Source organism: Clostridium sp. B9 (assembly GCF_050509515.1).
Lineage (GTDB): Bacteria > Bacillota > Clostridia > Clostridiales > Clostridiaceae > Sarcina.
In genome coordinates, this window is record NZ_JBNWKA010000003.1 from 900,481 (window position 1) to 913,413 (window position 12,933).

Annotated in this window: 10 protein-coding genes and 1 pseudogene; 10 read left to right on the forward strand and 1 reads right to left on the reverse strand. The window is 28.8% G+C overall.

Going from position 1 to position 12,933, the window contains the following annotated elements; all coding sequences use genetic code 11:
- Positions 1-198 precede the first annotated feature (198 nt).
- The 9 genes and pseudogenes from ACQZHJ_RS04045 to ACQZHJ_RS04085 all read left to right on the forward strand — a co-directional run bounded on the left by ACQZHJ_RS04045 (position 199) and on the right by ACQZHJ_RS04085 (position 9,369).
- The gene (locus tag ACQZHJ_RS04045; RefSeq protein WP_430484259.1) at positions 199-1,050 is read left to right on the forward strand and encodes an ABC transporter substrate-binding protein; all 852 of its coding nucleotides are present in this window, start codon (positions 199-201) and stop codon (positions 1,048-1,050) included.
- Between the two features lie 27 nt (positions 1,051-1,077).
- On the forward strand, positions 1,078-1,746 hold the full coding sequence (locus ACQZHJ_RS04050) for an amino acid ABC transporter permease (RefSeq protein ID WP_430484260.1): 669 nt from the start codon (positions 1,078-1,080) through the stop codon (positions 1,744-1,746).
- A pseudogene (locus ACQZHJ_RS04055) lies at positions 1,743-2,466 on the forward strand (amino acid ABC transporter ATP-binding protein). The gene ACQZHJ_RS04050 and the pseudogene ACQZHJ_RS04055 overlap by 4 nt, the downstream one beginning before the upstream one ends.
- A 225-nt stretch (positions 2,467-2,691) precedes the next feature.
- The gene (locus tag ACQZHJ_RS04060; RefSeq protein ID WP_430484261.1) at positions 2,692-4,503 is read left to right on the forward strand and encodes an LTA synthase family protein; all 1,812 of its coding nucleotides are present in this window, start codon (positions 2,692-2,694) and stop codon (positions 4,501-4,503) included.
- Between the two features lie 150 nt (positions 4,504-4,653).
- Positions 4,654-5,361, forward strand: coding sequence for a glycosyltransferase family 2 protein (locus ACQZHJ_RS04065; protein ID WP_430484262.1), 708 nt, complete (start codon positions 4,654-4,656; stop codon positions 5,359-5,361).
- A gap of 2 nt (positions 5,362-5,363) precedes the next feature.
- Complete coding sequence (locus ACQZHJ_RS04070; RefSeq protein WP_430484263.1) at positions 5,364-5,714, forward strand: DUF2304 domain-containing protein; 351 nt, start codon at positions 5,364-5,366, stop codon at positions 5,712-5,714.
- Entirely contained in the window at positions 5,701-6,057 is a 357-nt protein-coding gene (locus tag ACQZHJ_RS04075) for an EamA family transporter (RefSeq protein WP_430484264.1), read from the forward strand. The genes ACQZHJ_RS04070 and ACQZHJ_RS04075 overlap by 14 nt, the downstream gene beginning before the upstream one ends.
- Before the next feature lie 16 nt (positions 6,058-6,073).
- Positions 6,074-7,330, forward strand: coding sequence for a glycosyltransferase family 39 protein (locus tag ACQZHJ_RS04080; protein WP_430484265.1), 1,257 nt, complete (start codon positions 6,074-6,076; stop codon positions 7,328-7,330).
- Positions 7,331-7,521: 191 nt separating this feature from the next.
- Positions 7,522-9,369 carry an LTA synthase family protein gene (locus ACQZHJ_RS04085; RefSeq protein WP_430484267.1) on the forward strand — a complete coding sequence of 616 codons (1,848 nt, stop codon included), beginning with the start codon at positions 7,522-7,524 and terminating at the stop codon, positions 9,367-9,369.
- A gap of 122 nt (positions 9,370-9,491) precedes the next feature.
- Here ACQZHJ_RS04085 and ACQZHJ_RS04090 read toward each other — a convergent pair whose 3' ends face one another.
- Positions 9,492-10,673, reverse strand: a complete 1,182-nt coding sequence (locus tag ACQZHJ_RS04090) for a cation diffusion facilitator family transporter (protein ID WP_430484268.1) — start codon at positions 10,671-10,673, stop codon at positions 9,492-9,494.
- Between the two features lie 154 nt (positions 10,674-10,827).
- Between ACQZHJ_RS04090 and ACQZHJ_RS04095 the strand changes: the two genes are divergently transcribed.
- Entirely contained in the window at positions 10,828-12,747 is a 1,920-nt protein-coding gene (locus ACQZHJ_RS04095; protein WP_430484269.1) for an SH3 domain-containing protein, read from the forward strand.
- Positions 12,748-12,933: the final 186 nt, after the last annotated feature.

Here is a 12,933-nt window from a genome sequence, read left to right on the forward strand (position 1 = left end):
AAATTAATTTAATGGCGATATTTATAAGGGTTTTATAAATAATAAAGCTTTTTTAACTTGTTAAAATTAATTTAATATCAGAAATTATAATAAGTAGAGGTGGGTATAAAGAAAAAAATGGTTGCATTTTTATGCAATATAAACGTATAATTATACAAAGAGAAGGCGATGAGTAATAAAAATTAGGGGGTAATATAAATGAAAAAGAACTTATTTAAAAAGATAGTATCAACTTTAATGGTTGGAGGATTAGTTTTTACATTAGCAGGTTGTGGGGCAAGTGCTGCTAATGGAGAAGGAAGTAATTGGGAAGAGTCTAAAGGTAAATTAGCTGAAATAAAAGAGAATGGGAAGCTAGTTGTTGGATTAAGTGCAGATTATGCACCATATGAATTTCATATAATGAAGGATGGAAAAGATCAAGTTGTTGGTTTTGATATATCAATAGCAAATGAAATTGCAGAGAATCTTGGGGTAGAATTGGAAATTAAAGAAATGGAGTTTGGTGCTATAGTTCAATCAGTTAAGAGTGGAATGATTGATTTAGGTATATCAGGATTAACTCCAGATGAAGAGAGAAAGAAGGCCGTAGATTTCTCAGATATTTATTATGAGGCAGAACAAGGGGTTTTAATTAATAAGGATAATAAAGATTCAATAAAAGGAATTGGGGATTTATCAGGTAAGAAAGTTGGAGCACAGATTGGTTCTATACAAGCTGAAATAGCTAATGGAATTGAAGGGGCAGATGTTAAACTTTTAGATAATGTAAATACTCTAATCTTAGAACTTAAAACAGGAAAGCTTGATGCTTTAATTGTCGAGTTACCAGTTGCTAAAATTGCTACTGAAGTTAATCCAGAGTTATCTTTGGCTGATGAAACCATAAAGGATTCAGAAGGGGGTTCTGCTATAGCTATTCAAAAAGGTAATGACGATTTAGTAGAAGCAGTTAATAAGACTATTACTGAGTTAAAGGATAACGGAAAGATGGATGAGTTTGTAAATGAAGCTATTGAACTAGTACCATATCAAGAAAAAACAGAGTAATAATTTTATAATTAGGGGGCAATAAATATGGAGGGGCTAGATTTTAGTTTTTTAAAAGAGTATTTTCCAGTATTTTTGGAAGGTGCACAGTGGACATTAATAATTTCAGCAATAACAGTTATCTTGGGAACTCTATTAGGAACACTTCTATGTTTCATGAAGCGTTCCAAATTCTCAATATTTAAAGTTAGAATATTAAATATAATTTCAAGTATTTATATAGAAATTGTAAGAGGTACACCTCTTTTATTACAAATATATATAGTTTATTTTGGATTACCGTCTTTTGGAATACAATTAGATGTATTGCCATCTTGTATTATTGCTATTGCATTAAATTCAGCAGCATATGTTTCAGAGATTATAAGAGCTGGAATAGATGCTGTAGATAAGGGACAATTAGAGGCAGCTAGAAGTTTAGGTATGACAGAAGGAATGGCCATGAGACTTGTAATACTTCCACAGGCAATTAAAAATATATTACCAGCTATAGGTAATGAGTTTGTAGCTATAATTAAAGAATCTTCTATGGCATCTACAATAGGAGTAGCAGAGCTTATGTACTCAGCTAAGATAGTTACAGGAGCAACATATAAGGGGTTTGAGCCACTTATAGTTATTGCAGTATTCTATTTTGTTATGACGTTTAGTTTAGGTCGTGCTATGTCTTATTTAGAAAGGAGATTAAATAAATGATAAAAGTCAGTAATTTATATAAAAATTTTGGGGACAATGAAGTTTTAAAAGATATAAATGAAAATATAAAAAAAGGTGAAGTGGTTGTTGTTATAGGCACCTTCAGGTTCAGGAAAAAGTACTTTTTTAAGATGTTTAAATCTTTTGGAGGTACCAACTTCAGGAGATTTAAACTTTGAAGGAGAGAGCATAACAGACAAAAAGGTTGATATAAATAAGATAAGAGAAAAAATGGGGATGGTTTTTCAACAGTTTAATTTGTTTCCACATAAAACAGTAATGGAAAATTTGACTATAGGACCAACTAAAATAAAGAAGATACCTAATAGTGATGCAAAAAAGATAGCGGCAAATCTATTAGAAAAGGTTGGACTTTTAGAGAAAAAAGATGCATATCCAAATTCTCTTTCAGGTGGACAAAAACAAAGAATAGCTATAGCTAGAGCATTAGCTATGGAACCCGATGTTATGCTTTTTGATGAGCCAACATCAGCTTTGGATCCAGAGATGGTTGGAGAAGTTTTGGGAGTTATGAAATCTTTAGCTAAAGATGGTATGACTATGGTTGTGGTAACTCATGAAATGGGTTTTGCTAGAGAAGTGGGAGATAGGATATTGTTTATGGATGATGGAAAAATAATTGAGGAGGGAACTCCAAAAGATATATTTGATAATCCAAAGAATTCAAGAACAAAGGATTTTCTTTCAAAAGTTTTATAAAACAGAGCTTTAGTTTGAAATAGCTAGTATAAAATAAATCAGTAGAGTTATTGGGGAGTAAGAGGACAGGCTATATTTTTTAGTCTGTTCTTTTATGTTTTAAGAAGTTTTATAGATAGAGCTTGGGTGATTATTAAAAACGTAAGGAATTTTTAATGAAAAAAATATTGTAAATGTTATAATAGGTAGAGTACATATTATAAAAAAAGATAGTGAGGAAATTTTATGAAGGAAAAACTAAAAAGCTTTTTAAAATGCAACTGGGTTTTTATTTTTTTAGTAGTTGTTTTACAATTAAAATCCATGATGCTTTTATCAATGCTTAGAACGCCTGGATCAGCAAGTATGAACTTTGGAATAATGTACTTTACACCTCCAGCGTTATGGGCACATATAGCAATAATAACTTTAATAGCAAGCTTTATTTACCTATTTAGAGGTAAGGGGAGAGTATGGGCAGCTATAGTTATAGATATTTTAGTTACAATATTATTTGTAGCTGATATTTGGTACTACAGAGTTAATGGAACGTTCTTATCAATAAGACATATTATTGAACCAGGAATATTTAATCCTATAGGAAAGAGTTTATTTAATTTTGAACCGGTAGATTTATTTTTCTTAGTTGATTTTGTAATACTATTTTTAGTTTATAAGTTTACAGGATTAAAGAATTTAAAGTATAAAAGTAGCATAAAAACAAGATTAATAGCTTTTATAAGCGTATTTGGAATAAGTGCAATAACTATAGGGGCAACACATTATTATCTTGATATAGCTAAAAAGTCTGATAAGGTATTATTTAGAATAGCATGGGCTCCATTCCAAACATTTAGCGATATAAGTCCATTAGGATATCATGGATATGATATTTATTATTATGCCAATAGAGAACAGAAATTAAGTGAGGCCCAAAAGAATGAAATAAATCAGTGGTTTAATGAAAATAAAGAGGATTTACCAGACAATAAGTATAAAGGAATGTTTGAAGGTAAAAACCTTATAGCAATACAAGTTGAGTCACTTGAGAACTTTGTTATAGGACAAAAGGTTTATGGGCAAGAAATTACACCAAATATAAATAAGTTATTAAAAAATAGTTTGTATTTTGACAATATAAAAGAACAAAACAACTCAGGATTTAGTTCAGACTGTGACTTGATGGTTAATACATCAATGCTACCAGTTAGAAACGGAAGTACATTCTTTGGATATCCATGGACAGAGTATGGAACTCTTCAAAAATTATTAAATAGCAAGGGCTATAATACAATATCAACTCACCCAGAAGTGCCTGGAAACTGGAACTGGGCTGAGGCGCATAAGTCATTTGAGGCAGATAAAATATGGGATGCAGCTCAATTTGATCAAAGTGAAATAATTGGGCTTGGAATGTCAGATGAATCTTACTTAAAACAGGTGGGAGAAAAACTTAAGAATGAAAAACAACCATTCTATACATTCTTAGTAACTTTAACAAGTCATGGACCATTTGATATGCCAGAAGATAAACAGTTTTTAGATTTACCTAAGGATTTAAATGAGAATATGTTAGGTAAATACTTCCAAAGTGTTAGATATACAGATCAAGCAATTGGAGAATTCATAAATCAATTAAAAGAAGAGGGATTATTAGATAATACTGTAATCATGCTTTATGGAGATCATGGTGGAGTTCATAAATTCTACAATGATGAAATAAAGGATGCACCATTAGAAGGTAACTGGTGGAAAGATGATGATAAGGAAATTCCTTTCTTAATATATAATCCTAGTATTCAAGGAGAAACTATATCAAAACAAGGTGGTCAAATAGACTTTTTACCAACAGTAGCTTATCTTTTAGGATTTGATAGATCAGCTTTTGATAGCACTTCAATGGGAAGAGTATTAGTTAATACTAAGAGAGATGCAACTTTATTAAATGATGGAACAATAGTTGGAAATCCAACTCCAGAGGAAAAGAAACATTTAGAACAATCATTTAATATTTCTGATATGGTTATACAGGAAAATTACTTTAAAAATAATCAATAAAATTATTTAAGACTACTAATTAGATTTTTAATTAGTAGTCTTTTTGTTTTTTCTTAATAGAAAATATTTTAAAAATAAAATATACTAAAACTTTGAATATATGGCAAGAATATATTTGTTAGAAACTTATACAGTTATATAGGAGGACGAATGGATAAGATACTACTGATAATTCCAGCCTTTAATGAAAGTGATAATTTACCTAAGTTGGTTGAGAATATTAAGAAGGATGCAAAAGAATTTGATATATTAATCGTTAATGATTATTCAACTGATAATACGAGTGACGTAGCAAAGAATTTAGGAGTTCATGTTATAGACCTTCCTTGTAATTTAGGTATAGGTGGTGCTGTTCAGACAGGGTATAAATATGCCTATGAAAATGGATATGATTATGCAGTGCAAGTAGATGGTGACGGACAACATGATCCTAAATATTTAAATGTATTATATGAAAAAATACAAGAAGGATATAATTTCGTGATTGGATCAAGGTTTATTGAAAAAGAAGGATTTCAATCAACTTTTATTAGGAGAGTAGGAATAAATTTTTTTTACTATCTAATAAAAGTTCTTACCAGAAAAAATGTAACAGATGCTACATCTGGGTTTAGGATAGCAGATAGAAAAGTCATTAAATTATTTAGTGATTATTATCCTTCTGATTATCCAGAACCAGAAACAATAATTTTACTTATAAAAAATAATTTTAAAATAGCAGAAGTTCCTGTGATTATGAAGGAAAGAGAGAATGGAAAATCATCAATAGACTTAATAAAATCTATTTATTACATGATAAAAGTTACTTTAGCAATGATATTTTCATATTGTGGTAAAAAGAAGGGGAGTTGTATGTAGAAATGGATAGAGTATTACAGTCAATAATTTTAAGTGTTTGTATAGTTTTTACAGTTTACATAATTAAGATGATAAATAAGGAAAAATTAGAATTAAAATATGCTCTAACTTGGCTTTTTACAAGTTTTGGGCTAATTATAGTTGGAATATTTCCTAAATTACTCAATGGAATAGCAACTGTTTTACACATATTGTCACCAGTAAATGCTTTATTTTTAATAATAATATTCTTCTTGTTAGTAATAATTTTTACATTGACAGTTGCTCTATCAAAATCAAAAAAACAAATAATAGCTATATCACAAGAGGTTGGTATATTAAAAGAAAAAATAGAGGGTGGTGAGCAAAATTAAGGCTATATTTTTAGTTTTAATAAATTGTATTATGTTAGTTTCTGGACAGATTCTTTGGAAAATCGGATTAAGAGAAGCTAGCATGGGAAGTGTTAAAGAAATTATATTACTGCTATTTAATAAGTATATATTTAGTGGATTGGTTATTTATGCCTTAGCAACTATATATTGGTTTTATATAATTAAGACTAATGATTTAAGTAAAGTTTATCCAATGCAGAGCATGAGTTATATAATTTCATTATTTATGAGCTATTTTATATTAAAAGAAAATATATCATTTAATTCAGTTATAGGAACAATAGTAATACTCATAGGTGTATTTATTATAGCTATAAAATAGTTTTTAGGAGGAATTTATGACTTTTTGGGAAAAAGAAAGAAAATATAGGTATTTACTTTTTCTATGTATATTAATAATGTTTATTATTGGATTAGTTTCTACTTTAAAATATGGAAATTACTTTTTGTTAGGAGATTTAGATAAGCTTAATAATGATGATGTTAGATATTTTCATACAGCGAATGTCTTAGCTAGTCAAGGAAAGTTAGTTTATCATGGAATGGAGCCGACTATATTCATTATGCCAGGATATCCTATGTTTTTAGCTGGAATTGTTAAAATTTTTGGTGGAGGAAGTATAGGGTTAGTTGCAATAAGAGTTGCTCAATTAATACTTCAGTGTATTTCATTATATACTTTATATTTTTTAGCAAAAGAAATAATAAATAAAAAGGTTGCTATAATTTCATGTATTCTTACGGTAATATATTTACCAGAATATGTTGCAGCAAATTTGATATTAACAGAAGTCTTGTTTAAAACTCTTTATATGCTATTATTTTATTTTTCAATAATTGCTATAAAAAGAAATAAAACTAAATATTATGTTTTTTCAGGAGTTTTTTGGGGGTTAGTATGTTTAGTGAGGCCTAATGCAGCTATATTCCCATTGTTTATAATAATATTTTGGATAGTTAATAAGTATTCAATAAAAGATATGATAAAGTACACATCAATAGTATTTGTTATATTTGTTGTTTTATTTTCAACGTGGTGGGTTAGAAATTATCAATTAAAAGATAAATTTATTTTGTTTACAGAATCATCTGCGAATCCTAAATTGTTAGGGACTTTTATAAGATGGGGAGCACCAAGCTTTTATAAAGATATTCCAGAGGAGTATAAATATAATGAGTTTATAGAAGGAAAATATTTATCAGAAGATGAACAAAATAAATTAGCAAGCTACATGGTGAAGAGAGGTTTTGAAGAAGAACCTCTAAAATATACTTATTGGTATACATTGGGTAAAACTGAGGAAATGTACAATGAAGCATACTATTGGAAACCTATATTTAGAGTAAATGAGGAGAGAATAAATTTTATACATACCTCATATATAATTCTTGGTCTTTTAGGATTAATATCTATGATAAGAAGAAAAGTAAAAGGGAGCAGTATGTTGATTATATTTTTAATTATGAATACTATTTGTTATTGGCCTTTTATAACTTTTTCTAGATATGGTTATCCTAATATATTTATTTTTATAATAGGCTCTGCATATTCTTTGAATTTAATATTTTTAGGCGATGTTTTAAGTGAGTGTTAAATTGCTTTTAATAGGTTTATAAGATATGTCGATTCACTATATGATAAAAACTAACAAATACTTAATTTAATTTGTTGGTTTTTATTTCATTTTATAAAATATATTTGAAAATAATCTATAAAAAATATACAATTAAAAAGGCAAGATATACTAATATAAAATTTTATATAAATATTAACAGGAGGTTATATATGAGTGACAAGAAAAATTTCTTTAGTAAGATCAGAAATTTTTTAGGTAAGTTTCCATTAGAAATATTATTTTATATAATACTTTTGATTAAACTTACTGTTTTCTGCACAATGCTAAAGAGTAATAGTGGAATGGAATTAAACTTAGGATTTGTATTTGGATTAATAGATTATAAAATAATATACCTGTTATTCCCATTAGCATTTATAAGTTTTGGTTTCTTATTTAAGCGATGGGGAAAGTTTATTTACTTGTATATTGTAGATTTAGGAATATCAGCACTTTTAATTTTTGATTTACTTTACTATAGACTTTATGGAACTTTTCCATCAATAAAATACTTTATCTATCCAGATTTATTTAATCCGCTAGATAAAGATTTGATATTCTTTAGAAGTAGAATGATTCTTTTAGTAGCAGATTTAGTTTTATTACCTATACTGTACATATTATTTAGAAAGTACACTAAGGATTGGTATTTTGGTAAGTTAAAATATAGAGTTATAGCATTCTTATTGACATTTTTAATACCAAGTGGATGTATATTAGGAAAATATTATTTATATGATGTTAAGGATATAACCCATGGGGAAAAGGGATTTTTAAGAGTTGCATGGACACCAACAAGTGGACTTTTTAGGGCTACGCCTTTAGGGTACCATTTCTTTGACATTTATAAAACTTTAGTTCTAGATAAAGATATAGAATTAAGTAACAAAGAAAAGCAGGACGTAAGAAGTTGGCTTGATGCTAATTATGAAAACTTACCTGATAATCAATACAAAGGTGAATTAAAAGGGAAAAATCTAGTTGTTATACAGGTTGAATCTTTAGAGGATTTTGTTATTGGAAAGAGTATAAATGGACAAGAAATAACTCCGACGTTAAATGAAATGCTTAAGCATTCATATTATTTCCCTAATATATATGAGGAGAATTTAACTGGATTTAGTTCAGATGCAGATTTAATGGTTAATACAGGAATGTTACCAGTAACTAATGCAGCAACATCATTTGCGTATCCAAGTAGAACATTAACAACATTACCAACTTTATTAGAAAAGGATGGTTATACTACTGTTTCAGCGCATCCTGAAGTTGCAGGAAGTTGGAACTGGGGAGAAGTTCATCATAGTCTTTTAAAATTCCAAAAATCATATACTTTGTATGATTTTAATGAAAATGAAATTATAGGTTTAGGAATTTCAGATAAGAGTTATTTAACTCAATTAGCTGAGAAAGCTGGGAATTTAAAAGAACCATTTTATATGTTCACAGTAACATTAACAAATCATGGACCTTTTGATATCGATCCAGCACACACAACTATTGATATACCTAAAGAAATTGATGGTACATTAATTGGGCAATACTTCAAAACAGTAAGATACACAGATGAAGCTATTAAAATGTTTATGGATAAGCTAAAAGCAGAAGGTAGATATAATAATACTGTATTTGTTATATATGGTGATCATGCTGGTCCTAATAAGTATTACAAAGAACAGCTTAAAGATGTTAACTTTGACGGAAACTACTGGAAGTTAGATGAGAAGAAGGTTCCACTTATAATTTACAATCCTTCAATAGAAGGAAAGACTTTTGAAACTAAAGGTGGATTAATCGATGTTATGCCAACCGTTTCATATCTTCTTGGAGTAAATGATGGAAGTTTAAGAAATGTAATTGGTAGAAATCTATTAAATACAAATAGAAATGTAGTACCACTTCCAGGTGGACAAGTTGCAGGGGAAGCTAAATCACAAGAAGAATTAGATCATGTGAATAAAGCTTACGATATATCAACTAAAATAATAAGATCAGATTATTTCAAAAATAATGATTAAAGGCTTTTAAGTGCGTGTTGATTTTAGCTAGCACTTAAAACATATCTAAAATTAACATTAGTTTAAAACATAGTTTGATTAAAAAAAAGAGTAGAAATGAGGATTCTCATTTCTACTCTTTTTTAACATGTAAAATCTTTATCAATTGTTATTATACAGTTATATTGTGGGTGAGTTTCTTTTACAGCATCTATTATGCTACTCTTAAGTTCACTTTCAGACATAACTTTTTTTAGCTTTTCTGGATTAACAACAACATCGAATATAAGATTTTTCTTTTCTCCATGACCAACTATTCTAAAATCATGCATTGATTCTATTAGTGGATTATATTTAATTATTTTATCAATTTCTTCTTTTGTCTGTTTTATTTCTTCATCTTCAAGACAAATAGGATCCATATGAATAACTAAATATATTTTTAATGTTTTAGAAATTTCTCTTTCTGCCATATCTATAATATCATGTATTTTCATAACATTTATGTCTGATGGAATTTCAGCGTGTATAGAAGCCATACATTTTCCAACTCCATAGTTATGAATTATTAAGTCGTGAACTCCAATTATATTATCATAGGATAAAACCATTTCTCTGATATTTTTGGCAAGTTCAGGATCAGGTGCTTCTCCTAATAATGGATTTATTGTTTCTTTTATTAAAGTAAATCCAGCATATAAAATAGCTAGTGAAACAATAACACCTATATATCCGTCAATAGGGAATGTAGTGAATTTAGCTGCTAGGAATGAAATTACTACACATGTTGAAGTAAATACATCACCTAGAGCATCAACAGAAGCAGCTTTAAGAGCTGATGAATTTATTTTTTCTCCAGTAAACTTATTGAATCTACTTAACCAAAACTTAAAGAAAATTGAGATCACAAGTAGAATAAACGGAATTAATTCGAAGTTTACAGGAGTAGGATTTAAAATTCTTTCTATTGATGATTTGGTAAATTGGAATCCCACTAACATTACCATGAATGCCACTATTAGAGCAGATATATATTCAATTCTTCCATGACCAAAAGGATGTTCCTTATCAGCAGGCATTTTTGCAAGCTTAAATCCAATCATAGTTATTACAGAAGAGCCTGCATCAGAAAGATTGTTAAAAGCATCAGCAGTTATTGCTATACTTGATGCTATAAGACCAACAGAAAATTTTATTAAGAATAAAATAATATTGACGATTATACCAATAATGCTAGCTAAATAACCATACGCACTTCTGACATCATCATTTTCAGTATCATTATAATTTTTAATAAATTTCTTTATTATAAAATTTGAAAACATAAAATATCATCTCTCCATAATTAATATTAACTTAATACATTATAACACAATATTCTATATTGAAAAATATTGAAATAGAAGATAAAATAATAAGACATAATAGTATAAAATTTTCAATTGAAAGAAATATATGTAATATAGGAGAGGGAAAAAAATGAATAAAAAGAAGATAAGTGCTTTGATGCTGTCGTGTATGGTAGTAGGGAACCTTGCGATTTTTGATAAAGTTACTTTTGCTAATGAAAATAATAGCGAAAAAGGGAAGCAAAAAAGCAACTGTATAGCAGGAGATTATCATGAGGAAGATGATAATGAAATTTACTCAACAGAAAATACACCTGTTATAAATGGGATTAAAGTTAATAAAAGACTTATAGATATAAACTATTCAAAAGATGAAAGTATATCGCCTAAGTATATAGTTATTCATGATACTGATAATAGAAAAGCTGGAGCAGATGCTATGGCTAATAGAAATTATTTTGCAAATCATCCTAATGCAAAAGCTTCAGCGCATTATATAGTTGACGATGATGAAATAGTGCAGGCTTTGGAGGATACATGGAAAGGGTGGCATGTTGGAGATGGAAATAATCCTAATATAAATAATTCAACAACAATTGCTATAGAACTCTGTGTAAATAAGGGGAATGATTTTGATAAGACAGTAGAAACAGGAATAGAACTTACAAAACATTTAATGAATAAATATAATATACCAGCAGAAAATGTTGTTATGCATAGGGATGCAAGTGGTAAGACTTGTTCTAGAATGATGATTGAAGATAGACCAAGTCTTTGGCCATATTTTAAAAGTAGGGTATCTGGGGGAAATGGTGAGTTAGAAGATGATGGGGTAAAACCTAAGATGCAAGGAAAAGTTATAAATGCTTCTGCATTAAATATCAGAGAAACTCCAAGTACATCGGGGCGCATATTATACAAATTTAATAGGAATCAAGTAGTTAATATATATGAAGAAATTAATGGTTGGTATAAGGTTGATTATATAGAAGACTTAAAGAAGAAATATGGATATGTAAGTAAGGATTATATACAAGTTACTGGGCAATTACCAGATGGTAGTGGAGATTCTGGCGATGGTAATGAAGGTGACAATGGAGAGAGCATAGATAAAAAGGGGAAAGTTACAGGAATATCCAGTAAGCTTAATGTTAGAAAAGGACCAGGAACTGAATATGGGGTTATAGGTTACTTAACTAATAATGAAGAGGTTCATGTTAACTATGAGAAAGATGGATGGTACAATATAACATTTGATGGAAGTAAAAGAGGATATGTAAGTAAAAAATATATAACTTTAAATTCAGGTGGAAACCCAGTAGAACCTCCAGTTGACCCACCTGTGGATCCAGATTTACCTCCTACAAGTGAAGATAAAATAGGAGCTGTTAAAGTTGGAAGTTCATTAAATGTAAGGAGTGGTCCAGGAAGTTCTTATGGTGTAATCGGGTCTTTAAGAAATAATGATAAGGTTACAATTACAAAAGAAGTTAATGGATGGTATGAGATAAAATTTAATGGTAAAAAGGGGTATGTTTCTAAACAATATATAACTATAATACAGGAAGGTGAAACATCAAAGCCAGAACCACCAGTAGATCCTGAAATTCCACCTGTATCAGATAAGAAGATAGGTAAAGTTAGAGTTGGAAGTTCATTAAATATGAGAAGTGGTCCAGGAAGTAATTATTCTGTTGTAGGAACTTTACGTAATAATGATAAGGTAGAGATAATAAGAGAAGTTAATGGCTGGTATGAAATAATATTTGCTGGAAAGAATGGATATGCATCTAAGCAATATATTACTGTAGTTAATAATAGTACTGATAGCGGAAGTAGTTCAGAAGAAAAAGAGGGAACAGTTTATGGAATTAGTACAAGCTTAAATGTAAGAAAGGGTCCAGGGACGAATCATCAAGTAATAGGATATCTTTTATCTGGAAGTAAAGTTAATATTATTGGTGAAGAAAATGGATGGTATAAAATAAAATTTCAAAGCGGTAGTGGACAATCAATTGGATATGTAAGTAAGCAATATGTAAGAGTATAATTTGGACGTGTCAGCTATATTTTAAATTAATATAGCTGGCACTAATTTTATTTACTAGTAGTTTAAATTTAGAATTTTTTTAGATAAATATTGATTTATATATATAGATGAAAGGATAGCTTAATTGAGTAATAAGCAATTAAGTTATTTTTTCATTAGAGATATAATGTAATAGGTAATGGAAAG

Bases quoted from the DNA above. Each gene is read 5' to 3' on its own strand.
- ACQZHJ_RS04045 (WP_430484259.1), top strand. From the start codon at position 199: ATGAAAAAGAACTTATTTAAAAAGATAGTATCAACTTTAATGGTTGGA.
- ACQZHJ_RS04050 (WP_430484260.1), top strand. From the start codon at position 1,078: ATGGAGGGGCTAGATTTTAGTTTTTTAAAAGAGTATTTTCCAGTATTT.
- ACQZHJ_RS04060 (WP_430484261.1), top strand. From the start codon at position 2,692: ATGAAGGAAAAACTAAAAAGCTTTTTAAAATGCAACTGGGTTTTTATT.
- ACQZHJ_RS04065 (WP_430484262.1), top strand. From the start codon at position 4,654: ATGGATAAGATACTACTGATAATTCCAGCCTTTAATGAAAGTGATAAT.
- ACQZHJ_RS04070 (WP_430484263.1), top strand. From the start codon at position 5,364: ATGGATAGAGTATTACAGTCAATAATTTTAAGTGTTTGTATAGTTTTT.
- ACQZHJ_RS04080 (WP_430484265.1), top strand. From the start codon at position 6,074: ATGACTTTTTGGGAAAAAGAAAGAAAATATAGGTATTTACTTTTTCTA.
- ACQZHJ_RS04085 (WP_430484267.1), top strand. From the start codon at position 7,522: ATGAGTGACAAGAAAAATTTCTTTAGTAAGATCAGAAATTTTTTAGGT.
- ACQZHJ_RS04090 (WP_430484268.1), bottom strand. From the start codon at position 10,673: ATGTTTTCAAATTTTATAATAAAGAAATTTATTAAAAATTATAATGAT.
- ACQZHJ_RS04095 (WP_430484269.1), top strand. From the start codon at position 10,828: ATGAATAAAAAGAAGATAAGTGCTTTGATGCTGTCGTGTATGGTAGTA.